This window comes from Rossellomorea vietnamensis (genome assembly GCF_001305855.1).
Classification (GTDB): domain Bacteria; phylum Bacillota; class Bacilli; order Bacillales; family Bacillaceae_B; genus Rossellomorea; species Rossellomorea vietnamensis_A.
Genome location: NZ_LIXZ01000003.1, coordinates 297,134 through 322,900 on the forward strand (window position 1 = coordinate 297,134; position 25,767 = coordinate 322,900).

23 protein-coding genes, 1 rRNA gene and 1 riboswitch are annotated in these 25,767 nt (G+C 46.2%); of the genes, 2 read left to right on the forward strand and 22 right to left on the reverse strand.

The features are described from left to right. Positions 1-160: 160 nt before the first annotated feature. The 7 genes from AM506_RS06105 to AM506_RS06135 form a co-directional block, all read right to left on the reverse strand. A complete protein-coding gene (locus AM506_RS06105; RefSeq protein ID WP_060671594.1) occupies positions 161-1,312 on the reverse strand; it encodes a CamS family sex pheromone protein in 1,152 nt (383 codons plus the stop codon). Between the two features lie 15 nt (positions 1,313-1,327). Further along, on the reverse strand, positions 1,328-3,334 hold the full coding sequence (gene ligA, locus AM506_RS06110; RefSeq protein WP_060671595.1) for an NAD-dependent DNA ligase LigA: 2,007 nt from the start codon (positions 3,332-3,334) through the stop codon (positions 1,328-1,330). Between the two features lie 60 nt (positions 3,335-3,394). Beyond that, positions 3,395-5,620, reverse strand: coding sequence for a DNA helicase PcrA (pcrA, locus tag AM506_RS06115; protein ID WP_060671596.1), 2,226 nt, complete (start codon positions 5,618-5,620; stop codon positions 3,395-3,397). Positions 5,621-5,705: 85 nt separating this feature from the next. Next, positions 5,706-6,392, reverse strand: coding sequence for a heptaprenylglyceryl phosphate synthase (locus AM506_RS06120; RefSeq protein WP_060671597.1), 687 nt, complete (start codon positions 6,390-6,392; stop codon positions 5,706-5,708). Between the two features lie 135 nt (positions 6,393-6,527). Continuing rightward, entirely contained in the window at positions 6,528-6,827 is a 300-nt protein-coding gene (locus AM506_RS06125) for a YerC/YecD family TrpR-related protein (protein ID WP_060671598.1), read from the reverse strand. Between the two features lie 22 nt (positions 6,828-6,849). Next, positions 6,850-7,887 (reverse strand): DUF3048 domain-containing protein, encoded by a 1,038-nt coding sequence (locus AM506_RS06130; protein WP_060671599.1) that lies wholly within the window; start codon positions 7,885-7,887, stop codon positions 6,850-6,852. Positions 7,888-7,916: 29 nt separating this feature from the next. Then, a complete protein-coding gene (locus tag AM506_RS06135; protein WP_060671600.1) occupies positions 7,917-9,656 on the reverse strand; it encodes an adenine deaminase C-terminal domain-containing protein in 1,740 nt (579 codons plus the stop codon). Positions 9,657-9,781: 125 nt separating this feature from the next. Here AM506_RS06135 and AM506_RS23375 point away from each other — a divergent pair, with 125 nt between their 5' ends. Further along, a complete protein-coding gene (locus AM506_RS23375) occupies positions 9,782-10,228 on the forward strand; it encodes a YgaP family membrane protein (RefSeq protein WP_082386254.1) in 447 nt (148 codons plus the stop codon). Between the two features lie 139 nt (positions 10,229-10,367). Continuing rightward, positions 10,368-10,481 (forward strand): EYxxD motif small membrane protein, encoded by a 114-nt coding sequence (locus tag AM506_RS23380; RefSeq protein ID WP_324295670.1) that lies wholly within the window; start codon positions 10,368-10,370, stop codon positions 10,479-10,481. Here AM506_RS23380 and purD read toward each other — a convergent pair. From purD to rrf, 15 genes are all read right to left on the reverse strand, one after another. Further along, positions 10,459-11,733 carry a phosphoribosylamine--glycine ligase gene (gene purD, locus AM506_RS06145; protein WP_060671601.1) on the reverse strand — a complete coding sequence of 425 codons (1,275 nt, stop codon included), beginning with the start codon at positions 11,731-11,733 and terminating at the stop codon, positions 10,459-10,461. The two genes, AM506_RS23380 and purD, sit on opposite strands and share 23 nt — an antisense overlap. Positions 11,734-11,956: 223 nt before the next feature. Further along, on the reverse strand, positions 11,957-13,492 hold the full coding sequence (gene purH / locus AM506_RS06150) for a bifunctional phosphoribosylaminoimidazolecarboxamide formyltransferase/IMP cyclohydrolase (protein WP_060671602.1): 1,536 nt from the start codon (positions 13,490-13,492) through the stop codon (positions 11,957-11,959). 120 nt (positions 13,493-13,612) lie between these two features. Then, on the reverse strand, positions 13,613-14,188 hold the full coding sequence (gene purN, locus AM506_RS06155) for a phosphoribosylglycinamide formyltransferase (RefSeq protein ID WP_060671603.1): 576 nt from the start codon (positions 14,186-14,188) through the stop codon (positions 13,613-13,615). A gap of 36 nt (positions 14,189-14,224) precedes the next feature. Beyond that, entirely contained in the window at positions 14,225-15,253 is a 1,029-nt protein-coding gene (purM, locus tag AM506_RS06160; protein WP_060671604.1) for a phosphoribosylformylglycinamidine cyclo-ligase, read from the reverse strand. Between the two features lie 11 nt (positions 15,254-15,264). Next, positions 15,265-16,686, reverse strand: coding sequence for an amidophosphoribosyltransferase (purF, locus tag AM506_RS06165; protein WP_060671605.1), 1,422 nt, complete (start codon positions 16,684-16,686; stop codon positions 15,265-15,267). Continuing rightward, positions 16,662-18,896, reverse strand: a complete 2,235-nt coding sequence (gene purL / locus AM506_RS06170; RefSeq protein WP_060671606.1) for a phosphoribosylformylglycinamidine synthase subunit PurL — start codon at positions 18,894-18,896, stop codon at positions 16,662-16,664. The genes purF and purL overlap by 25 nt, the downstream gene beginning before the upstream one ends. Next, the gene (purQ, locus tag AM506_RS06175; RefSeq protein ID WP_060671607.1) at positions 18,880-19,566 is read right to left on the reverse strand and encodes a phosphoribosylformylglycinamidine synthase subunit PurQ; all 687 of its coding nucleotides are present in this window, start codon (positions 19,564-19,566) and stop codon (positions 18,880-18,882) included. Before purQ ends, purL begins: the two co-directional genes overlap by 17 nt. After that, positions 19,563-19,817 (reverse strand): phosphoribosylformylglycinamidine synthase subunit PurS, encoded by a 255-nt coding sequence (gene purS / locus AM506_RS06180; RefSeq protein ID WP_034760827.1) that lies wholly within the window; start codon positions 19,815-19,817, stop codon positions 19,563-19,565. The genes purQ and purS overlap by 4 nt, the downstream gene beginning before the upstream one ends. Beyond that, the gene (purC, locus tag AM506_RS06185; RefSeq protein ID WP_060671608.1) at positions 19,805-20,530 is read right to left on the reverse strand and encodes a phosphoribosylaminoimidazolesuccinocarboxamide synthase; all 726 of its coding nucleotides are present in this window, start codon (positions 20,528-20,530) and stop codon (positions 19,805-19,807) included. Before purC ends, purS begins: the two co-directional genes overlap by 13 nt. A 108-nt stretch (positions 20,531-20,638) precedes the next feature. Continuing rightward, a complete protein-coding gene (gene purB, locus AM506_RS06190) occupies positions 20,639-21,937 on the reverse strand; it encodes an adenylosuccinate lyase (protein ID WP_060671609.1) in 1,299 nt (432 codons plus the stop codon). Continuing rightward, positions 21,934-23,094: a 5-(carboxyamino)imidazole ribonucleotide synthase gene (gene purK / locus AM506_RS06195; protein WP_200908418.1), complete on the reverse strand. Its 1,161-nt coding sequence runs from the start codon at positions 23,092-23,094 to the stop codon at positions 21,934-21,936. Before purK ends, purB begins: the two co-directional genes overlap by 4 nt. Continuing rightward, complete coding sequence (purE, locus tag AM506_RS06200) at positions 23,081-23,560, reverse strand: 5-(carboxyamino)imidazole ribonucleotide mutase (protein WP_060671610.1); 480 nt, start codon at positions 23,558-23,560, stop codon at positions 23,081-23,083. The genes purK and purE overlap by 14 nt, the downstream gene beginning before the upstream one ends. 159 nt (positions 23,561-23,719) lie before the next feature. Then, positions 23,720-23,821, reverse strand: a riboswitch (purine riboswitch). An 86-nt stretch (positions 23,822-23,907) separates the two neighbouring features. After that, complete coding sequence (locus tag AM506_RS06205; RefSeq protein WP_060671611.1) at positions 23,908-24,108, reverse strand: NETI motif-containing protein; 201 nt, start codon at positions 24,106-24,108, stop codon at positions 23,908-23,910. Next, on the reverse strand, positions 24,105-24,656 hold the full coding sequence (locus tag AM506_RS06210; protein WP_060671612.1) for a DUF2179 domain-containing protein: 552 nt from the start codon (positions 24,654-24,656) through the stop codon (positions 24,105-24,107). Before AM506_RS06210 ends, AM506_RS06205 begins: the two co-directional genes overlap by 4 nt. 716 nt (positions 24,657-25,372) lie before the next feature. Continuing rightward, positions 25,373-25,489: ribosomal RNA gene (rrf, locus tag AM506_RS06215) — 5S ribosomal RNA — on the reverse strand. Positions 25,490-25,767 lie beyond the last annotated feature (278 nt).

Consider the following 25,767-nt stretch of genomic DNA (forward strand, 5'->3'; position numbering starts at 1 on the left):
TCAATTTTGTATATAAAAGTCTTTCCTTCGGTTCCACTCGATTTATTCACTAATCTTTATACGCACGAATCGACCTGATAGTTTCATTTTTTTGGAAATACAATAGGTCCTTCCCTCAAAAAAAAGAACTAACCCTTTTCTGGATTAGTTCTCTCTCTGCTTATTCGTAAATGTGTAAATAGGTTTCTTTACTGCCCGGCTTCTTCACGATGAGGGCTTCCGGTCCGTAGGAAGAGGAGACGAGGAGTTCTACGTCCCAGCTGTCCGGGGTCTGTTTGCCGATCATGTTGGTCAGATGCTGGGCGAATCCGATGGTTTCAGCTTTCCCTTGGAAGGATAGGGCCACCTCGAATTCCATCTTGGACAGCTTCTGATCTTGATAGAGCGCTTGTCCTGTCAGTCCTGTGTAGACGGGAAAATACTTTTCAATGTCCGTTTTCAGTTCGTTAAAGACTTTGTAATCGTTCGGGTGGTTCTCCTGGGCTTCCGGGGAAGGGAATAAATAATAATCTTCATTGATCCCTTTCCAGTCCTGAATGCCGTTTTGGCCCGATTCCACCGTTGTGTAGGCAAAGAAGTGACCAGGTACGACTTGATCTTTCGGAGCCTGCTTATAAAGGGAGATCATAATCGGCACATTTTTGAGTTCTTTTTTCTGACGAAGGCGGTTGAGTACTTCACCCGCGATTTTCGCTCCCTGCTCTTTCAAAACCTCATTGGAAATATTTTTTACTGTTCTTGTACCATTTGACATATTGGTCTCATATTGAACAGAATTAAGGGACAGGGCAATGGCCACTCCACCAAGACGTACCTTGTTATCTTCTTTTTTCATTAAGTAATTATGTTCAACGACATGGGCCAAATAGATGGGGGCATTGTCCCCTTTTGCCTGCACGGGATTAAGCCCCACGTTTTCAGACTCCTTCAGACCCTTTTCCTTCAGCTGATCACTTGTGTACTTCCTTTGCAGCCAGCTATCCACCGTTTTCTTGTCCAGAAATTGACCTTCTTTGAAAAAGTATTCATCTGTCGAAAATCGATTTTGAGCAACCCTCAACAGGCCCGTCTCGATTTCATTGATATCGTATCTTGATCCCAGATCATTTACGACTACGCCCCGGGTATTACTCGTTTCATACGGAAGCATCGTCTTGTAATATTCTTTCGAAATTTGGAAGCTTGGTATAATCGCCTTCTTGGCTTCGCTATCATGATTTTCCTGAACGACCTGATCCTGTTTCTCAAATGTCGGAGCACAACCTCCCAGCAACACTAATGCGGAGAGAGCGACCGAAATCCCTTTTTTCATTCCTCGTCACACCTCTTATCGGTTAAGTTCTTCCATCAGCTTATCCTCATCCCAGACTTCTATATTTAAATCATTTGCTTTCGTAAGCTTCGATCCCGCTTCTTCCCCAGCGATGACAAGATCGGTTTTCTTACTGACACTGGCGGTTACTTTCCCACCGAGCATTTCAATTTTTTCTTTTGCTTCATTCCGGCTCAATCGTTCGATTTTCCCTGTAAGGACTACGGTCTTGCCTGCAAAGTACGAGTCGACGTCGCTTGCTGCTACAGGCTTCGGCCCTTTGTATTCAAGGTTCACGCCGGCATCTTTCAGCTCCTGAATGAGTTCTTTCACTTCATCGTTTTCAAAGTAAGCGACGATGGCGTCGGCCATTTTATCCCCGATTTCATTCACATTCGTCAGCTCTTCTTTACGGGCGTCCATCAGTCTGTCCATTGTGCCGAATTCCTGAGCGAGCGTCTTCGCCGCTTTGGCTCCGACATGGCGGATCCCAAGGCCGAATAACAGCTTCTCTAAGGAATTCCCTTTCGACGTTTGAATGGCTTCTAATAGATTATCAACGGATTTCTCGCCCATCCGTTCCAGCTGAAGAAGTTGATCGCGCTCCAGTCTGTATAAATCGGCTACGTCTTCAATCAATTTTTCCCTGAACAGCTGACTGATCACTTTTTCACCCAGTCCATCGATGTTCATGGCATTTCGGGATACAAAGTGAATGAGCCCTTCACGGATTTGTGCAGGACATTTCGGATTGATGCAGCGGAGGGCCACCTCCCCTTCCAGTCGCACAAGTTCACTTTCACATTCCGGACAGTGAGTCGGCATCAGGAATTCCTGTTCATCACCGGTTCTCTTGTCTTCGAGTACATTGACGACTTCGGGAATGATGTCCCCCGCCTTTTTAATGACGACGTGGTCACCGATTTTGATATCTTTCTCTCGGATCAGATCTTCATTATGGAGCGATGCACGCTGGACGGTCGTTCCGGCTACACGGACCGGCTCCAGGATTGCCGTTGGCGTGACGACGCCTGTACGTCCTACACTTAATTCAATCTCCTTCAGCACCGTGACGACTTCTTCGGCAGGAAACTTGAACGCAATGGCCCATCTGGGGCTTTTCGCTGTCGTTCCAAGTTCCTGCTGCTGATCAAGGGAGTCGACTTTGATGACGATCCCGTCAATGTCATAGGACAGATTCGGACGTTCTTCCGTCCACTTGCCGACAAATTCAAGAACTTCTTCAATGGTCGCACACCGTTTGCGTTCTGGGTTTGTTTTAAACCCCAGCTTATCAAGCGTATCCAGTCCCTCGCTATGTGAGTCGATTCCTGTATCCCCGATATCGGCCAGGGCATATAGGAAAATGTCGAGATTCCGGGATGCCGCGATTTTCGGATCGAGCTGGCGGAGTGAACCTGCCGCCGCATTACGTGGATTGGCAAAGGGTTCTTCCCCTTTTTCATCTTTGATCTTATTCAGTGCTTCGAAGGATCCTTTCGGCATGAATGCCTCCCCTCGGACTTCGAAGGACATATTCTCCGAGATTTTTAACGGGATGGAACGAATGGTTTTCAGATTCGATGTGATGTCCTCACCTATGGATCCATCCCCTCGTGTAGCCCCTTGGACGAACGCCCCGTCTTCATACCGGAGAGAAACGGCCAAACCATCGATCTTCAGCTCGCAAACGTAGGAGAAGTCCTCCCCGACCGCTTGGCGGACCCGGCGGTCAAAGTCACGAAGATCTTCTTCATTGAAGGCATTTCCAAGGCTCAGCATCGGCGTTCTGTGTTCGACTTTTTCGAAAGAGTCTAGAATCGTTCCACCAACACGCTGTGACGGGGAATCGGCTGATTTCAATTCAGGAAATTGGTCCTCGAGTTCAATGAGTTCCCTGAGGAGTTGATCATACTCTGAATCCGGGACAGATGGTTTGTCCAGCACATGATATTCGTAATTATATTGATTCAATCGTTCGTGGAGTTCATTGATACGCTTTTCGGCTGATTGTCGATCCATTTCCACAACCCTTTCTTGCTTATATTCGGTTATAGCCGGAAGGGAATCCCTTCAGACATGTTATGCTTTTTCAATTGGAGCAAATTTGGCCAGGAGACGCTTGATTCCCATCGGACTCGGGAAAGCGATATCGAGCTCGACACTGTCTCCTGATCCCTTCACACTGACAACCGTTCCTGTTCCCCATTTTTTATGCTGTGCCTTATCCCCGACCTGCCATGCAACGGATTCTCCACCCGTAGTGGTTTGAACCGGACGTGCAACAGGCTTCCGAGGAGCAGGGCGGGAAGGTGATTTAGCCGCTGATTTCCCGAAAGGAGTGAAGGCACTTTTCTTCTCTGCCATCACATCATCCAGTAAGTCTGCAGGAATTTCATTGATGAAACGGGAAACCGGGTTCATCTTCGTCTGTCCGAAGAGCGTCCTCATCTGGGCATTGGTCAGGAAGAGCTGTTCTTCGGCACGGGTGATCCCCACGTAAGCCAAACGGCGTTCTTCTTCCATTTCGTCCTCTTCCATAAGGGAACGGCTGTGAGGGAAGACCCCTTCCTCCATTCCCATTAGGAATACGACAGGAAATTCAAGACCCTTAGCTGCGTGCAGGGTCATCAGGATCACGGAGTCTTTCGGCTGATCATCCTCATCAAGCTTATCGATGTCGGCGACTAATGCAAGGTCCGTTAAAAATGCAACGAGGCTCTTATCGTCATTGGATTGTTCAAAGCTTTTCGTTACAGACAGGAACTCGTCCAAGTTCTCGAGCCTTGATTGAGACTCAATGGACTTTTCCGCTTTCAGCATATCGGTGTAGCCTGACTTTTCAAGAATCTCTTCTACCAGTTCGGTTACAGACAGATACTCCTGCATACTTGTGTAGCCTTTCACCATTTCCATGAATTCAATCACGGCTTTGGTTATCTTGGGGCTGAGTCCGATGAAGTCGGCTTCTGCGAGAGCCCTGAACATGGAAATATCATGATCCTGTGCATAACGGGCAATCTTATCGATCGACGTTGCCCCTACTCCCCTTTTCGGAACGTTAATGACACGCTGAAGGCTGATATCATCATCCGGATTCGAAATGAGCCTGAGGTACGCTAAGATATCCTTGATCTCCTTACGATCGTAGAACTTGATGCCGCCGACGATGGAGTATTCGATATTTGATTTTAAAAGTACTTCCTCCATGACACGGGACTGTGCGTTCGTACGGTACAGGATGGCAAAATCAGAATACTTCCGCTTGCCGGTTTCCATCATTTCTTTGATTTTACCTGTGACGAATTGAGCTTCGGTTTGCTCGGTATCCGCCCTGAAGTAGGAGATCTTTTCACCGTCATGATTTTCTGTCCAGAGATTCTTCGGTTTACGATTTGAATTCTTCTGGATGACTTCATTCGCAGCCTGAAGGATCCGTTTCGTTGAACGATAGTTCTGTTCCAGGAAAATGACGGTCGCCCTCGGATAATCCTTTTCAAAAGAAAGGATATTGGCAATGTCCGCGCCGCGCCAGCGATAAATCGATTGGTCCGAATCCCCGACGACACACAGGTTTTGAAAACGGGAGGCAAGCAGCTTCACGAGCATATACTGTGCCCTGTTCGTATCCTGATACTCATCCACGTGGATGTATTGGAACTTCCGCTGATAATATTCCAATACTTCCGGTACACGCTGGAATAATTGGATCGTCGTCATGATCAAATCATCAAAATCGAGAGCCTGATTCTTGCGTAACCGCTTCTGATATTCTGTATACACATCAGAGACCACTTGATCATAATAGCCGCCTATCTGCTTGGACAATTCTTCCGGAGTCGTCAGCTCATTTTTTGCAGAGCTGATGGATCCCAAAAGCGAACGGGGATCAAATTTCTTCGGATCGATATTTTTTTCTTTTAAAATCGATTTGATCACCGACTGCTGATCAGTAGAGTCAAGGATCGTAAAATTACGGTTCATCCCGATTCGATCAATATCGCGTCTCAGGATTCGCACACACATACTGTGAAAGGTCGAGATCCAAATATTCTCAGAGGCCCCGCCCAGGATGTTTTCAATACGATCCCTCATCTCTCTCGACGCTTTATTGGTAAAAGTAATCGCTAAGATATTGTAAGGATTGACGCCTTTTTCTACCATCAGATACGCAATCCGATGCGTCAATACCCTTGTCTTCCCCGAGCCTGCCCCTGCCATGATCAGTAACGGCCCTTCCGTAGCTTTCACAGCTTCTGCCTGTTCGGGATTCATTCCATTCAACAGTCGATCAGTCAAAAATTGCATAGTCTAAACACCACCATAACGAACGTATGTTCTATATTTGTATTTCTATTATATATTAATCAGGGAAGGATCTCCAGTTCGACCCTTATCCTTTAACTGCTTTTACCGTCTTTATAGCTTCTTTCAGATTGTCATATACAGCATTTCCAACGACGACAACATCCGATACAGCAGCCATTTCCTTCGCCTGCTCCCGGGTTTTAATTCCCCCGCCGTAGAATAATGTCGTGTTTTCCAGTGAATCCCTTACCTCTTTTACCGTTTCAACATCTCCATATGTACCACTGTACTCAAGATAAAAGATCGGCAGGTTGAACATTCTTTCTGCCATCATAGCATAAGCCGCAGCGTCTTCACTTGAAATGTCTGTGTTCGCTTCCGTCACCTTTGCCGCTTTGCAGTCACGGTTCAATATACAATATCCTTCTACAAGGATTTCGTCCCAATTCATGATTTCTCCATATTCCTTCACAGCCTGGTGATGCAAACCCGTCACCCAGTTCATATTCTGACTGTTCATCACCATCGGAATGAAATACAAATCGAAGCCAGGAGTAATCGACTCCAAATTTGATACCTCCTGAATACAAGGAACCGTATATCGTCTCACACGTGCCATCAAATCAAGAACCTTTTCAAGGGTTACACCGTCCGTTCCCCCTACGATAATCGCGTCTGTTCCCGATTCACATACTGCTTCTAAATCGTCATCATTTATTGTCTTATTCGGATCTAGTTTAAACACATGGCGCCACTCTTGGACATCATACATGCTCTGTTCCTCCATTCATACATCCATCTAACGTATTATATCATTAGTGGATGGGTGTCGCACTAACTCGCCCGATGTTAAGAATTACATTCACACAAAAACAAAGACCGCTCGTCATAGACAGCGGCCTTTGTTTTATTTTTCTTCCTCGTGTACACGATCCAACACCAATTGATAAGCATCATTACCGTAATTCAAGCAGCGCTTCACACGTGAAATCGTTGCCGTACTTGCACCCGTTTCGGTTTCAATCTTGTGATACGTCTTCCCGTCCTGCAGCATACGTGCGACTTCAAGGCGCTGGGCAAGAGATTGAATTTCGTTGATCGTACACAGATCATCAAAGAAACGATAACATTCTTCTAGGTTTTGCAGGGAAAGAACAGCGTTGAATAACTGATCCAGCTCCTTGCCTCTTAGTTTATTTATTTGCATTAAAAAGACTCCTTTTTTCCTTCTATTCTTGATAGGATACTGAACCCGTCAACCCGGGAGAGCTTGGAATGACATTGATCCACGTCGAGCCCTTTCGCAGGCTCACCGGTTTATTCTTTTCATACGGAAGGATCCGGCCATTCACATTCTTCCACTGAAGCTTCCGGAGCTTCCCTTCCTGTATCAAGTAAGCATTTCCACCCGATTTGAGGTCAATATCCCGTCTTCCTTTGTCATCTACAATCTTATGTGGAGCTTCCACGATGAAAAGATTTTCGATCAGGACGGGATCTTTCGACTCATATTCGATGGTCTGCTCTCCATTTGAAAAGCGCTCGTATCGGCCTTCTTTTTCGTTAAAATCATACACAGCATTAAACAGGGGATTATGATTGTATGAAATCATTACGGAATTGGCGGTTTCCCCGTTAATTGCCCCCTTATCACTGAACTTCAGTGCATCAGGCGGCCGTTCCATATCAAAGCCGTTCTTTTCCGCTCCCTCTTTGATATGTTCACATGTGATGTAGGAATTATGAGGGGCTTTCCGAAAGCTTGCACGCTTAAATAGCGTCCCGTCATATTGGATTCCGTTTAGGTCATCGATATAACCATTGGTCAGCATTTCTTTCGCCTCAGGACTGTATCCGTGAGCGACATACAAGCTATCATATCCTTTTGCGAGGTCTATATAGTAATCTCTGGCACTTCGGACAGGGCCGATTTCTTTCGGCATCCTGCTTTGAAAAATGGCTAAGAAACGGGTGATATCCCCCTCGGCCAACACTTCATACACAATATCCGCTTTTGACAGTCCTGATTGCGGGCGGGCCTTCGGATGGTTATTCACCATCACGGCGATCGCCCGGTTCATGGATTCTTCCTTTTCAGCCATCCCTGTTAAAGGGTACTGATTCATTCCTTCAGTTTCTACGCCTGTCTCTTCTTTCACCGCTGGAGTTGCGGCTTCTTTATCAGATTCTTTCTTTATCTCTTTATCTGAACTACATGCGACAAGTGCGAACGAGCTTAACGCAATAATCAAAGCTCTTTTCAGCATGTTTTGACACCCCTATTTACTTTACTATTTTAACGCATTATTGTTGGAAAGAGTACCGTTTTCTTCATTACATCATAGATTCCCTTTTGTGTCATCCTTATATAGGGCAGATGAGTGGACTGAAGGAACAGCAATGTATAAATCGGATCTGTGAAGCGGTAACCCCTCTCTTTCAACAAGCCTTTAAGTGTTTTTTCTTCCTCTATCAGTTCGGGCATTTCCTTCACTGACAGAAGTCCGCTTAATGGCAGGGGAATCTCGTGCAGGATTTCACCGTTCTCCGCAAGAACGATCCCGCCTCCGATTTCTTTCATCCTGTTGAAGGCTGCAATCATGTCGGACTTGCTTTTTCCAATCAGGATAATGTCCCCTGTATTGGAGTAAGACGACGCAAATCCCATCACACCATTAGAAAATCCTTTAATCATGGTGCTGATCCTCCACTCTCCATTCCGGTCCAATAACATGAGGAATGATTGATCATGGTCCGAGTCAAGCAATTCCTCTGATGGATTGATGGAGATGGAGTAAGGCTTGGTGATGACATCGTTCACCATTTCAATCCCGAACGGCATGGAGAATTGGAGGTCGTCATATCCCACTTCCCAATCAAGGGATAACAGCGTGAAGCCGTTTTGTCCCCAATTGATTTCGGTGAGGTCTTCCATCTGTTCGCCGTCTTTACGGACCCATGTGCCTTTGGAAAGCACAGAAACGGGAGTCGGATCATCCTTTGCAGAAAGAAAGTTAATATTAGCGACTCTGCCTGTAGCGATCATCCCGTGCAGGTGAGTGATATTGTAATAATTGGCAACATTGTAACTCGCCATGTTATAGGCTTCGATCGGCGGTATGCCTTTGTCGATGGCCTTTTTGATCATGAAATCCAGCACACCTTGTTCATAGAATCCCGGTGTCGATCCATCTGTGGTAAATAGAAGGGAATCGTATGAATCAATGCCTTTTTCTCTCAGCCCGTCTAAAAGAGCCGGTAAATCCGGTCGGATCGATGAATGACGCAGTGTAACCGTCAACCCTTGAATCAGGCGCTTGTATACATCCTCACCCGTCATGGCCTCATGATCACCATCAATTCCTAATAAGCGAAGCTTGGCGATCGTCTTGTCGGAAGCGCCCGGAAGATGCCCTTCCACGATTTTCCCCATCCGTTTGGTTTCCTGCATCCAGTGAAGAATCAGGTCATCTCCTTCAAGGAGCCGCGGCCACGCGGTCAGTTCTCCGCCCTGCAGCACCGAATCATGTTCGAGCCACGATTTCACTTCCCCATTTGAAAACGTAACCTCTTCATCCACCATCTCGGTTTGAGAGTCAAAACGCGTCCACCAGTACATCGTGACCGGCATTTTGCTGAACTCCCTCAATAAAGTAAACGCTTTCTTTTTTTCCAATTGTAAAAACATCATCAGGTTATCATTTACGAATGTCGTTGTTCCGGTTTGGGATGCATACTTGGAAAAAGATTGGGGATTATAAAGCTGAAACGGGTGTACATGCGGTTCGATATATCCGGGAACGAGGTACTGTGAGTGACAGTCCATTACTTCGCATTGCTCAAGGTTTTCCGGGAGTTGATCACCAGTATAGACAATCCTGTCCCCGTAAATCCAAATATGTCCCTGCACCCATTTCTTTAACGTCGAGTGAAGGTATGTTGCATTCTTTAAAAGAAGACTGGGAGACAATTCTCCGTTCAGTACTTGCACATGTTCTCGCAGTTGTTTGTTTTTCCATCTGTAGCGCTGTTCCAATGTGAACACTCCTCTAGTGGAATGGTATTAGTTTAAGTTTCAATTTATGTTAACATATTTTACTATTTAACGCATTAAAGGTTTACAACAATTATGTGAATTTTCGATTAAGGAGGAATTTACAAATGAAAGTATCATCAAACATCGGGATCATCAATGCCCTGATCCGCATCACAGTTGGATTTACCATTTTGGCCTGGAGTACATCAAAGCTTGCAAGACGTCCATGGAGAGACTCTTATCTTGTCATGGCAGTAATCGGCGCCATGAAAGTCGGAGAAGGGATCCTGCGTTATTGCCCTGTCACTGCCCTGTTTGAAAAAGGCGGAGATGGAGAAGGCAAAAACGGCGGTTTTGGAGGATTTAAAGCAAAGGATATGATGAACTTTAAAGACATGCTGAAATCCGACAGTAAGGATCACACAGATAGCGGGCACCAACAAACTCACGAACACAACCAAGACCCGCTGAGACACACCAAAAAAGAATCCAACTTCAACCCAGAAGAACTCACCAACCAGGAAGTCCAGGAAGCGCTGAATGGTTCTAAAGGGACGGACCTTCATTCTTAGGGTCTTTAAGGACATGTCGTGCTGTGAAATCCCGTAACAACGGGGATTCTGTTGATCGGGTCCCTCATAAATGGCAGGATTGCCGAGGTCCGTCCCTCGGCAATCCTGCATCCATCTTTAAATAAAGGAGTTGTTTGTATTGTTTTGGGAATATTTAACGGATATGTCGTATGTCTTGTTTTCGTTGATCGGCGGCATCGTCGCCATTGCTTATGTGTATGTTCGTAAATCTAGGAAGAGACGTGTTCGATAGCTTTCCGGCCGATATCTCTTCTGTAGAACAAGCCTTTGAAGTCTGCTTTGGATAATTCTTCGTAAACAGCGGTTTGCGCTTTTTCTACAGTGGGAGCAGAGGCAGCGATCAGTAACACTCTTCCGCCATTTGAAACAAGGGTATTTTGGTCATTGAATTCGGTTCCTGCATGATAAACCAGAGTCTTATCGTCCATCGACTTTTCAAGATCAGGCAGTGGGATCCCTTTCTCATAGGCACCTGGATAACCTTCTGCTGCCAGCACCACCCCAAGGACCGCCTCATCCGACCATTCCAAATCGACAGGCTTGCCTTCGATGATGTTTTTCACTACAAGTCCGAAATCAGAAGCCAAACGCGGCAGTACTACCTGCGTTTCCGGATCTCCAAATCGCGCGTTGAATTCGATCACTTTCGGGCCCTCACTTGTCAGCATCAGCCCTGCATATAAAATTCCAGTAAAGGAACGATCCTCTTTCACCATCGCTTGAGCAGTCGGGTGAAGGACAGTTGCAATCGCTTCCTGCACAACTTCTTCCGAAATATGAGGCACCGGGGAATATGCACCCATACCGCCTGTATTCGGACCTTGATCACCATCATTCGCACGTTTATGATCCTGTGCGATTACCATGGGATATACCGATTCACCATTTACAAAAGCCATGAGTGAAAATTCTTCTCCAAACAAGCATTCTTCCACAACCACTTTCGAGGAGGCTTCCCCGAACTTTTCATCCAGAAGCATTTCCTCCAATGCACTAATAGCCTCTTCCTCTGTTTCCGCAACGACAACACCCTTACCTGCCGCCAATCCATCTGCCTTCACCACAATCGGCGCGCCGACTTCCTTCACATACTCAATCGCTTTCTCCACACTTGTGTACACTTCATACGCTGCCGTTGGGATATTGTACTTTTTCATTAACTCTTTCGAGAACGATTTGCTTCCTTCGATAATCGCCGCTTCTTTCGTCGGTCCGAATATGTTCAGACCCTCTTCCTGAAAACGGTTGACGATTCCATCAAGCAGCGGATTCTCAGGGCCAACAAACGTATACGCTATACCCTCCTTCTTGGCAAAATCAATCAGTGCATTCACGTCGGATTCACTGTACGGGAGATTTGTTGCGACGCTTTCAATCCCTGCATTACCTGGTGCACAGAACACTTCAGTCACACTTTCACTTTCCGCTAACTTCTTGCATATGGCATGCTCGCGGCCGCCACGTCCGATCACTAATACTTTCATCTTGAAAAAGCCCCCTTTTTTAAGAAAACCCCTCCTGCGATGGTGTAGATGAGGAGAGGTTCGTATGTGGAATAGCTGTATGATCTCTTTTTCAGTCCGGGCTCTGGAAGGGGAGACGAGAGGTCCGTCCCTCAAGCTGCCCTCCATGCAGGACCCTTTACCTAAAAAGTTGGAACTGTCTATCACATTGGGTGTCAGTCAAACGTGAGGTCCGTCCCTCACATTAATGTTTGAAGTGGCGGATTCCTGTCATGACCATGGTGATGCCGTATTGGTCTGCTTTTTTGATGGAGTCTTCGTCACGGATGGATCCTCCGGGCTGGATGATGGCTGTGATGCCTGCTTTTGCGGCAGCTTCTACGGTATCGTCCATAGGGAAGAATGCGTCAGATGCCATGGCGGCTCCTTTGGCTTTCGCTCCGGCTTGCTCGAGTGCAATGTTTGCAGCTCCGACTCGGTTCATCTGTCCCGCACCGACCCCAACTGTCATATGAGCATCTGTCACAACAATTGCATTTGATTTCACATGCTTCACGACTTTCCATCCGAGCTTCATAGCTTCCCATTCCGCTTCCGTCGGTTCACGCTTTGTAACGACTCGGAGGTCTGCATCGTCAAGGGTGAACGTGTCATCCGCTTGAACCAGTAAACCACCTTCGACCGTCGTCAACTTATGCTCAATTTGGTTTGTGGACTCAAATGGAACCGTCAATAAACGGATATTCTTCTTGCCTGAGAGGATTTCAAACGCTTCGTCACTGAAAGCCGGAGCGATGACGATCTCCAGGAAGATTTCATGAAGTTGCTTGGCAGTTTCTTCATCGACGATACGATTCAACGCGACAATCCCTCCGAAGATGGATGTAGAATCCGCTTCATATGCTTTCGAAAAAGCTTCGTGGATCGTCTGACCGACCCCGACTCCACACGGATTCATGTGCTTCACCGCAACAGCCGCCGGTTCCGTGAACTCTTTTACAATTTGAAGGGCAGCATTCGCATCATTGATATTATTATAGGAAAGCTCTTTCCCGTGCAGCTGTCTTGCCATCGCTACAGAGAATTCAGAGCCGAGTGGTGCGCGGTAGAAAGAAGCTTGTTGATGAGGGTTTTCTCCATAACGCAGCGTCTGCTTTAGTTCATACGTTCTTGTAAAACGCTCAGGGTTCTCTTCACCTGAAATGTCTGTCATGTATTCAGCGATGAAGGCATCATAAGCTGCCGTGTGACGGAATACCTTGGCGGCCAACTTACGACGTTTTTCCAGTGAAGGTTCACCATGAAGCTTTAACTCAGCGATCACTTCATCATAATCCAACGCGTCGACTACGACCGTCACATATTGATGATTTTTTGCAGCCGCACGCAGCATCGTCGGCCCACCGATATCGATGTTCTCAATCGCTTCTTCTACACCGACATTCGGCTTTGCGATGGTTTGCTGGAACGGATAAAGGTTGACACATACGAGGTCGATTCCTTCGATTCCCTGTTCCTGCATCTGTTTGAGGTGACTTTCTTCCCCGCGTTTCGCAAGAAGTCCACCATGGATATTGGGGTGAAGGGTTTTTACACGTCCTTCTAAAATTTCAGGAAAACCTGTTACTTCTTCCACTCCCATGACGTCTACGTCATTTTCTAAAAGAAGCTTCTTCGTTCCACCAGTTGAAATGATATCATATCCGAGTGTCTTCAATTCCTTTGCGAATTCGATGACACCGCTTTTATCTGAAACACTGATCAATGCTCTCTTTTTCAATGTCTGATCCTCCTCTGCCTGCTGTAATGCTGATATTCATTCATTATTTTCAAACCTAAGGTCCGTCCCTCATCACTTTACCACACTACCATAATAAAGCAACCGATCTCTTCCCCGTCTTTAGTGTCCGGTGGTGAGGAAGAGGTGGTTCAGGGTGTTCGGGTATAGGTGGTGCTCGACGTGCTGGATTTTGTCCTGGAGTGACTGCCTGGTTTCTCCTGTTGTGACACGGACGATTTCCTGTGCGATGATTTCGCCTGTATCCATGCCTGCGTCCACGAAATGAACCGTGACCCCGGTTATTTTCACCCCGCCGTCGATGGCTTGTCCGATGGCGTCTTTCCCTGGAAAAGAAGGAAGGAGTGACGGATGGATATTCACGATCCGGCCTCCGAAGCTTTCGAGAAGCGTTGGACCGATCAATCTCATATACCCTGCTAATACGATAAAATCAACACCAAAATAAGCCAGCTCATTCAGGATTTCCTGTTCGAATGCCTGCTTGTTCTCATAGTCCTTCGCCCGAAAGACGAAGGTCGGGATTCCTGCAGTTTGGGCCCGGTGAATGACAAACGCGCCCGGCTGGTCACATACAAGAAGTCTGATATTCGCTTTCAGAGTTCCGCTTTGTACAGCGTCTACTAGTGCTTGAAAATTACTTCCGCTTCCTGATGCAAAAATGGCAATCTGTCTCATGACTCGCCCCCGTTATTGACATGCTCATCCTTCAATTCAACGAACGAAGCGCACCCCTGTTCCTTTCGTGACACGTCCGATGATAAAGGCGTCTTCACCCTGTTCGTTAAAAAATTGAAGAATTTCTTCTGCTTCACTTTCTTCAACTGCTAGTACAAATCCGATACCCATGTTGAAAATGTTGTACATTTCACTGCGTGGAATGTCTCCATAGTGCTCAAGGGCGGTGAAAATGGCTGGAATATCCCAGCTGCCTTCGGTTATGTCCGCTTGCAGGTGATCCGGCAGCATCCGTGGAATATTTTCAATAAAACCTCCGCCGGTGATATGTGACATCCCCTTGATGGAAAATTGTTTAAGTGCCGCAAGTACCGGTTTCACGTAAATCTTAGTCGGTGTAAGCAATGCTTCCTTTAGTGTGGTCCCGATTTCAGGGAGTGATTCTTCGAGAGAAAACGACTGATCTTCAAAGAATATTTTCCTCACCAAAGAGTACCCATTACTGTGTATACCACTGGACCCCAGTCCGACTAACACATTTCCTTCAGAAATTTCTTCGCCTGTGATGATCTCTTTTTTTTCACAGGCTCCTACAGCAAAGCCGGCGATATCATATTCTTCCTCTGAATACATACCGGGCATCTCGGCGGTCTCTCCACCGATCAGCGCGCAGCCAGCTGTTTCACATCCGTCCGCGATTCCTTTTACAATACCTTCTATCTTCTCCGGGAGTGCTTTCCCAGTCGCTATATAATCTAAGAAATATAGTGGTTCCGCTCCTTGAACGACGATGTCATTCACACACATGGCCACACAATCGATCCCGATCGTATCGTGTTTGTCTGCCATGAAGGCAAGCTTCAGCTTCGTTCCGACTCCATCTGTGCCCGAGACGAGAACGGGTTCCTTCAAATTCAAGGAAGATAAATCGAACATCCCTCCAAAGCTGCCCAATTGACCGAGAACTCCTTTACGTGCTGTCCGTTTCACATGCTTTTTGATCCGGTCGACGGATTCGTATCCCGCTTCGATATCCACTCCGGCCTGACGATACGCATTTGCCATCATGATTCCCCCTATTTCACTAACTCTTTTTCATGTGGATGAAGTGTATCCGGGTAGATTTCCGTTGGATACTTCCCTGTAAAGCAAGCCATGCATTGACCGCGGTTCTCTGATGAATCATCACGTCCAATGGCTTTGATCACACCTTCCGGGCTCAAGAATGTAAGTGAGTCCGCTCCGATGATCTGGCGCATTTCCTCTACTGAGTTGGAAGAGGCGATCAGTTCTTCATGAGTAGAAGTATCGATGCCGTAGAAGCAAGGATTCTTGATCGGCGGTGAACTGATGCACACATGCACTTCCTTCGCTCCCGCTTCCTTCAGCATGGTCACGATCCGTTTCGATGTCGTTCCCCGTACGATGGAATCGTCGACCATGACGACACGCTTGCCTTCAACCACTCCTCTTACAGGTGAAAGCTTCATCTTCACACCCTGCTCACGAAGGGATTGAGAAGGCTGAATGAACGTACGCCCTACATAACGATTCTTAATCAGTCCCATTTCATATGGGATGCCTGATGCTTCTGCGTAACCGATGGCACTTGAAATGCTGGAATCCGGCACCCCTGTTACAACATCCGCTTCAATCGGTGCTTCACTCGCCAGTTCCATCCCCATCCGTTTCCTTGCAGAATGGACGTTGATGCCCTGGATATTGCTGTCCGGTCGTGAGAAGTATACATATTCCATCGTACACATCGCATTTCCGCCTGAAAAACTAAACCGTTCTGAGGTCAATCCCTCATCATTGATGATCACAAGTTCCCCCGGTTCGATATCACGTACGAATTCAGCTCCTACGATATCGAAGGCACATGTTTCCGATGCCACGCAGTAAGCATCCCCAAGCTTACCGAGAGATAATGGACGAAGGCCGTGTGGATCAAGGGCCACCATCATCTCCGTTTCTGTCATGACTGCAAAGGCATAAGCACCCTTCAACATCGTCAGTGCGTTTTTCACACGGTCTTTCAGGTTGCGGTACCCGCTTCTTTTGATCAAATGTGCCAGCACTTCTGTATCCGAGCTTGTTTGAAAAATACTCCCCTGCCCTTCAAGCTGATGCTTTAAGGCGTTCGCATTGACGAGGTTGCCATTATGAGCAAGAGCAAGGCTGCCATTTTGCGAGTTGAAAAGGAGAGGCTGAACATTTTCATAACCTCCGCCGCCGGCTGTCGCGTATCGCACATGACCGATGGCTGAATCCCCTTCAAGCTTCTCGATGGTGCCTTCCTGGAACACTTCCGTTACGAGGCCTTCCCCTTTTAAGCAGCGTAACGTGTCACCGTCGGAAACGACGATCCCTGTCCCCTCTTGTCCTCTGTGCTGCAGACTATGAAGTCCGTAATACGTAATTTGCGCTGCATTGGGATGTCCCCATATCCCGAATACGCCACACTCTTCGTTTAAACCTTTGATTTCAGCAGGCATGGGATCGCTCCTTTCCAAGCTGACTCCAATTCTTTTACAGATGCTTGTAAAATGACGTCTCCATTTTCTGATAACACCTTGATGGCTCCGTTATCTCCTACTTGTCCAACCGCCTTCGCATCTGGAACAAGCTTTTCAAACCCTTCTTTGTTTTCAGGTTTGACTGAAACGATGAAACGGGACTGTGTTTCACTGAACAGATCCGCCACATTGTTTTCGCCAGAAAGCTGGACGTTTGCTCCCAATCCACTTGTTCCAAAAGTCGATTCTGCAAGAGCAACGGCGAAACCACCTTCAGAGATGTCATGGGCAGATGCCACAAGACCTTTCTGAATCGCTTCTAACAGCTGCATTTGCCGGCGAAGCTCCGTTTTCAAATCGATCGTAGGTGCCTGACCGAAGATCTTTCCTTCCGTCAGCTTTTGAAGCTCACTTCCACCGAACTCTTCACGTGTTTCACCGATCACGTAAATAGTATCCCCGGCTTCCTTGAAGCTTTGAGTCGTAATATGATCAACATCCTCAATCAGTCCGACCATCCCGACAACAGGTGTTGGATAAACGGCCGTCCCCATAGATTCATTGTATAACGAAACATTTCCACCGATAACCGGAGTCGACAGCTCACGGCACGCCTCGCTCATCCCGTCAACGGATTTTTCAATCTGCCAGAAAATTTCCGGCTTCTCCGGATTTCCGAAGTTCAAGCAGTCGGTGATCGCAAGTGGAATCGCTCCAGAACAGACAATATTACGTGCCGCTTCCGCAACAGCAATCTTTCCTCCTACCTCTGGATCCAGGTAAAGGTAACGGGAATTACAATCCGTTGTCATGGCAAGGGCTTTTCTCGTGCCGCGCACACGTACGACCGCTGCATCAGAACCCGGGCTCACCACCGTACTCGTCCTTACCTGGTGGTCATATTGATCGTATACCCATTCCTTACTTGCAATCGTCGGCTGCTGTAACAATGCTTTAAGCGTCTCTTTATAATCTTCAACCTTTGGAGCAGACGTTTCCATTGCTTGAAACTCCTTATAGTACGCAGCTTCTTGAGAAGGTTTGTTATAAACAGGTGCTTCCTCAGCAAGTGCATCGACGGGTACATCTGCCACCACCTCACCTTTGTGAAGAAGGCGAAGACGTTTATCATCTGTTACCTTACCGATGGAAACCGCTTCTAAGTCATATTTTGAAAAAAGATCAACGATTTCTTGTTCACGGCCTTTTTCCACAACGATCAGCATACGTTCCTGTGATTCTGACAGCATCATTTCATATGCGGTCATGCCTCTTTCACGCTGCGGGACAAGATCAAGGTCCATTTCGATACCGGATCCCGCTTTACTTGCCATTTCAGCGGATGAACTTGTAAGACCGGCCGCTCCCATATCCTGAATGCCGACAAGGGCATCGTTTTGAACAAGTTCGAGACACGCTTCCAGAAGTAATTTTTCCATAAACGGATCTCCCACTTGAACCGCCGGGCGCTTCTCTTCTGATCCTTCATTTAATTCCTCGGAGGCGAAGGTGGCTCCGTGAATGCCGTCGCGGCCTGTTTTCGCCCCGACATACATGACGGTATTGTCGACACCGTGCGCCTGACCTTTTTTAATATCTTTATGATCGATCAATCCGACACACATTGCGTTTACAAGGGGATTCCCTTCGTACGAAGCGTCGAATTGAACTTCCCCTCCCACCGTCGGGATCCCGATACAGTTCCCGTATCCGGCGATACCCGCTACGACTTCTTTAAATAGATACTGAACACGAGGAGAATCCAACTCTCCAAAGCGTAAAGAGTTGAGGAGTGCGACAGGTCTTGCCCCCATCGAGAATACGTCTCGTATAATACCCCCGACACCCGTTGCCGCTCCTTGATAAGGCTCGATGGCCGATGGATGATTGTGACTCTCGATTTTGAACACCACTGCTTGATCATCGCCAATATCAACAATTCCAGCTCCTTCTCCAGGTCCTTGAAGAACCCGTTCACCTGTCGTTGGGAATTTCATCAATACAGGCTTTGAATTTTTATAGCTGCAATGCTCTGACCACATAACAGAGAAGAGACCGGTCTCTGTGTAGTTAGGTGTTCTTCCGAGGATGTTTTCCACCATTGAAAATTCTTCGTCTGTTAAACCCATCTCACGATAAAGCTGTTCTTCTTTCACTTTTGTTGAAGTTGGTTCAAGCATTAACGACATGTTTTTCCCTCCAGTGTTTCACAATCGATTGAAATAGTTTCTTCCCGTCTTCACTACCTAGTAAAGTATCCATGGCGCGCTCCGGATGAGGCATCATCCCAAGCACATTTCCTGCTCTATTTGTGATCCCTGCAATGTTTTCAACGCTGCCGTTCGGATTTTCATCACTATAGGTGAATACAATTTGATTGTTTTCACGTAAAGTGTTCATCGTATCTTCGTCACAGAAGTAGTTTCCTTCACCGTGAGCGATTGGAATTTGGATCACGTCATTCTTTTCGTACCCGTTCGTAAACATCGTTTCATTGTTCTCAACGGTTAACGGCACTGTTCTGCAGATGAACTTTAAGCTGTCATTCCGGCGCATGGCCCCTGGCAGTAATCCTGTTTCGAGTAGAACCTGAAATCCGTTGCATACACCAAGAACCGGCTTCCCTTGCTCCGCAGCTTTCACGACCTCTTTCATCACATTCGAGAAGCGGGCAATCGCTCCTGAACGAAGATAATCACCGTACGAGAATCCCCCTGGTAATAGAATCGCATCATAGTCTTCTAGATTATCAGCATCGTGCCAAACGTAATCCACTTCTTCACCGATCTCATCCTTGATCGCATGGTACATATCGATGTCACAGTTAGAGCCTGGGAATACAATCACTGCAAATTTCATTGAGCGACACTCTCCTCGATTTCATATCGGTAATCCTCGATCACGGGGTTTGCAAGCAAACGATGACACATTTCTTCAACCGTCGCTTCCACGTTTTCAACAGATGATGGAAGAGTCAACTCCATATACTTCCCGACGCGCACATCTTCAACACTTTTGAATTCCATTGAATGCAGCGCCTGTTTCACAACACTTCCTTGAGGATCTAATACACTTTCTCTTAATGTGATATACACCTTTACTTTGTACATAGTTCGTTTCCTCCTAAGCGTTCTAAAATGATTGAGTATACTTCTGTTAAACTGCCAATATCTCTTCTGAAAACATCCTTATCAAGCTTTTGGTTCGTTTCGGCGTCCCACAGACGGCAAGTGTCCGGTGAGATTTCATCCCCTAATAGAATCGCTCCATCACGGTCTTTCCCAAACTCCAATTTGAAATCGACGAGAGTGACTCCCGCTTCTTTGAAAATCCCTTGAAGGACTTCATTCACACGGAGTGCCATCGTTCTGATCTCGGCACGTTCTTCCCGGGCAGCAATCTCAAGGAAATCAATGTGATCATCGGTGATCAGTGGATCTCCCAGAGCATCGTCTTTATAGTAAAATTCGATGATCGGCTTTTGTAGAGGTGTCCCCTCTTCTTTTCCAAGCCGTTTTGACAAACTTCCTGCAATGACGTTCCGGACCACGACTTCAAGTGGAATGATGTTTACACGTTTGACCAGCTGCTCATCCTCTGAAATCTGTTTAATAAAATGACTCTGAATCCCTTTTTCAGCAAGCTTTGAAAATAGCAGGCTCGAAATCTTATTATTTAAAACCCCTTTGCCGTCGATATCCGCTTTCTTCTCCCCGTTAAAAGCAGTGGCAGAATTCTTATATTGAATCCAAACGACGTCTTCATCTTGTGTGGCGAAAATCTGCTTCGCTTTTCCTTCGTATAAAAGCATTCCTTTTTCCAAGTGAAATCCCCCTGTTCATTGAAAATTGCCAATCTTCAGTCTATATTTCCATAAAAAAAGGGAGGGATTCCGCGAAAAACCCCTGCCTTATTCTTTTGTCAGAAGGACTTACTCGACTAAGCCGCATCGTTCAAAGATTGTATCCACATGTTTTAAGTGATAGTTGTAATCGAAGCAGTCATCAATGTCAGAAGGTGAAAGCTTGGATGTGATGGTCGCATCTTCCTCGATAAGAGAACGGAAGGCCACTTGCTTCTCCCATGCCTCCATTGCTTTCGGCTGAACCGTATCATAGGCTTCTTCACGAGTCATCCCTTTATCGATAAGGGCTAAAAGGACACGTTGAGAGTAGATCAAGCCTAGTGTACGATCCATATTGCGCTGCATATTCTCCGGGAAGACCGTCAAGTTCTTGATGATATTTCCGAAACGGTTCAGCATGTAATTGAGGGCGATCGTCGCATCCGGCAGGATCACACGCTCTGCTGATGAGTGAGAGATATCACGTTCATGCCATAGTGGCACGTTCTCATACGCTGTCAGCATGTATCCTCTGATTACGCGGGCCATACCCGTCATGTTCTCAGAACCGATTGGATTACGCTTATGAGGCATTGCTGAAGACCCTTTTTGACCTTTTGCGAAGAATTCTTCCACTTCACGCGTCTCACTCTTCTGCAGGCCGCGGACCTCCACGGAAAACTTCTCGATGGACGTCGCAATCAATGCAAGTGTCCCCATATAATGAGCGTGACGGTCACGTTGTAATGTTTGTGTGGAAACCGGTGCCGGCGTAATGCCAAGCTTTTCACACACATAAGACTCAACGAAAGGATCGATATTCGCATACGTTCCAACGGCACCGGAAATCTTACCGAATTCCACTCCATCTGCAGCCGCTTTGAATCGTTCAACATTACGCTTCATCTCTTCATACCAAAGGGCAAGCTTCAGACCGAACGTAGTCGGCTCAGCGTGAACACCGTGCGTACGTCCCATCATGACCGTATGCTTATGCTCGATCGCCTTGTTCTTTAAAATTTCAACAAATCGTTCCAAGTCTTTCAGGATGATGTCGTTCGCCTGCTTAAGTTGATACGAAAGGGCCGTATCCACGACGTCCGTTGAAGTCAGTCCGTAATGAACCCATTTTCTTTCTTCTCCAAGCGTTTCAGAAACGGCTCTTGTGAAGGCTACTACATCGTGACGCGTTTCTTCTTCGATCTCTTTAATGCGATCAACATTGAAACCCGCATTCTCACGGATCTTCCTAACATCCTCTTTCGGAATATCTCCGATTTCAGCCCATGCTTCACAAGCCAAAATTTCCACTTCAAGCCATGCTTGAAAACGATTTTCCTCTGTCCAGATTGCTCCCATTTCAGGGCGTGTATAACGTTCTATCATACCAGTCGTCCTCCGATCTTTTCTTGCACCTTCCAAATCCCTGCTTCGCTTATCTTCGACAATGTCCCTTCTATATCGTTCGTCAATAGAGTGACATGCCCCATCTTCCGCTTCGGCTTCGGTACATCCTTGCCGTAAAGATGGATAAACCAGTCAGGGTGCTTTGGAACAGCCTTCATAATAGGCTCGATATGCTCTCCTAATAGATTAACCATCACAGCGTTCTTTAATAAGGTCGGTTGAACAAGCGGCCAGTTGCAAACAGCTTTGACGTGCTGGGCAAATTGAGAGAAATCACATGCTTCAATCGAATAGTGACCCGAATTATGAGGTCTTGGAGCCAGCTCATTGATATAGATGTCCCCATCTGCGGTCAGGAACATCTCAATCGCCAGCGTCCCTACAAGATCAAGTGTCTCACTGATTCTCTTCGCCATCCCGATTGCTTTATCTGCTGTTTCTTCACTCACCCTTGCCGGCGCGATCGTTTCATGCAAGATGTTATCCACATGAATATTTTCCACTACCGGAAAGTTCGTTTGTTGTCCATCAGGATTACGTGTCACAATCACGGACAACTCTTTTTCAAAAGGTATCCACTTCTCTAGCACACACGGACCGTTCTCCAATAAAGCAGCGGCTTCATCAATCTCGCCTGCTTCCCGGATCACATACTGTCCTTTCCCGTCGTAACCGCCCCTCGTCGTTTTTAAAACCACTGGATAGCCAAGCTTTTCTATATTATCATATATGTCCTTCTGTTGTTTAATCACAGCATACGGAGCCACTTCCACCCCTGCAAACGTAAGGGCTTCCTTCTCCATGATGCGATCCTGAGTAATACGGATCAATTCCGCCCCTTGAGGTAAATAGGCACGCTCTGACAACCATTTCAGCGCTTCATAATCGATGTTTTCAAATTCATATGTAATCACATCGCACTCTTCAGCCAGTCTGTACAGAGCATCATACTGGTCAAAGCCTGCCGTGATCACACGATCCGCCACCTGTGCACATGGTGAGTCAGGGGATGGATCTAATACCGCCACCCGGAAGCCTCTAGCTTTCGCATCAAGTGCCATCATCCGGCCAAGCTGTCCTCCGCCGATGATCCCAATCGTCTGTCCTGGTAAAATCGTCTTCTTATTCAAGGTCATCACTACTTTCCATCACTCTTTCCCGTAGTGCACTTCTTCTATTTTCCAACGTTTCCGCCAACTCTGCATTTTCAATCGAAAGGATCTGTGCGGCAAGGAGTCCGGCATTGGTGGCCCCCGCCTTCCCGATCGCCACCGTCGCAACCGGAACGCCGCCCGGCATCTGCACGATCGACAACAGTGAATCCATTCCGTTCAGTGCCTTAGACTGAACCGGTACACCGATCACAGGCAATGTGGTCTTCGCAGCCACCATTCCCGGCAGGTGGGCTGCTCCGCCTGCACCTGCAATAATGACCTTCACTCCACGGTTTCTTGCACATTCTGCAAATTCAAACATAAAATCAGGTGTCCTGTGAGCCGATACAACCTGTTTCTCAAATGGAATCTCCAGCTCCTCCAATACCTCACACGCATGCTTCATTGTTTCCCAGTCCGATGTACTTCCCATGATCACTGAAATCATAATGGTGACAGGCACCTCCCGTAGTTTACCTTAGTCCCTTTTCACAGAAAAATACCCAGATCAATTGTTCTCTACACTCGGAGAGAAAGCAATTGATCTGGGTATTTTAAAGAGAATGGTCCCGTTTTATCCGATAGGGCCCACAAACGCACTCGTATCCAGACAGCTACTTTCCCTCATAGTCCGACCATTTACGGTAGTCAGGTAGAGACTCATGGGCCATATTCCCATTATTATATGAGGGCATTCGGTTTATTTGTCTCAATCATAACGTGATATCGAGAACCTGTCAACGAATAATCGAACGATAATAAAAGTCTGAAAATTAATGTTCGGATTTGAAGCGTTTACTCCTCCATCTTCTTCCCTTCAAAGACAATTGTCTGTCTAATAGGGACATATTCTGTTTTGTTACCTTCTTTCTGCTCTTCAAACACGGGCTTTTCCATCCGTCTCACGGGCATATAACCCATTTCCTTCATACGATCCAAACAGTCTGCAATACTCTCGTTCTCCTGCACTTCGAATAATAATTTCTTTTTACTCATTCTTTTAATTTTCCTTTACGTATATTTCGTACCGTCTTCACCCAGAATCCTCCGTGAATTGCCTTCGGTTCATAAGCTATGATGAATGCTTTCGGATCAAGCTCCTTAATTGTATCATACAGCTTCATCTCATACTTTCTCGGAGTCAGGATCTGCAGGGCCATCCGGTTCCCCTCAAGACCATTCGCCTCCCAGTTCGTCACCCCGTATCCACGGGCACGAAGCTCATTCGGAAGTGCCTTATCATACTCCTTCGTGATCACATTCACCGTAATATACCCAAGAGCCAGCTTCTCCTCGATCTTCATCCCGACAATCACACCAAGACCATACCCGACCGCATATGCAATCAAATTCTGGATCTCATTCAAATTGTCCAATACAAGCCCAAGGCCCACTACATATATGACAACCTCAAACGTACTCACAAACGCAGCTATATATCGATAACCCTTTAACGTCAGTATCATCCTGATCGTAAAAAAGGACACATATACAACATTGATGATTAAGATGATCGCTACCATCACAAAGCTATTGTCTAACACCAAGATGCTCCTCTCTCCACTACTACTGTAGTATGCTCAAATTAAGTTCCTATTTTACTAGAAAAAATCGAGAATATGAACCACTTCATGAATAATTATGAGTAAAATTAAATGACAATTTCTAGAAAACCAATACCTTACTCCTTGTTTTTCCTATTTAGAAGGGGTTAAAACAAAAAAAGCTTAATGGCCGAATGTAAAAGCAGCCATTAAGCCTTCTTATATATAAAAGCGTTTTTAATTTCTCGATTACATCAGAACACTCTGCACAATCTTTGTAATCGGCATTCGTATACTGATATTCGATCGTTCCGTGACTTTTATTGCCGTGAATCATTCATCAAATTAATTTTCACTAGGAATTATATGAATAAAAGATAGATTACTATTCTATTTTAAAAAAATGAGTCTACTTTTCGTTAGTTTCTGCTCCTACAGGGGACACTTTGGTTGAAATACTTTTATGGGGTTATGATATTAGAAGAAAAGTTAGCTGTATTTATAGAATAGTAAAGGGCAGTTGGAATAATTGCGTCATTTTCAAGCCATATTGCGTCGTTTTTTTATTTATTGCGTCATTTCCGGGGATAATTGCGTCATTTTTTTGTTTATTGCGTATTTTACCAAATAATCCCTTTAATAGATTCTCTGCGCACCTATTTGTACAATCAAAACYAAAAAAAGAGTAACTCCTAAGAGCTACTCTTTCCCTATTTGCCTGGCGACGTCCTACTCTCACAGGGGGAGATCCCCCAACTACCATCGGCGCTGAAGAGCTTAACTTCCGTGTTCGGCATGGGAACGGGTGTGACCTCTTCGCCATTATCACCAGACGAATATTCAATTGAAGGAATTGTTCCTTCAAAACTAGATAAAGAATTGATGTCAAGAAAGCCGAATATCGACCAATGTTGTATCTACTATTACAAGTAGACAGCAATCCAGCTCCGGCGGCTAGAGACTCGAGGTCATTTCAGTTCAATCAGCTGAGGGTAAAAGGCACCCTCTTCTGATTGCCCAGAAATGCTTGTCGTCTCTGTTCAAGCCGCCTCCGCTTTATAATGTGGTTAAGTCCTCGATCGATTAGTATCAGTCAACTCCACATGTCGCC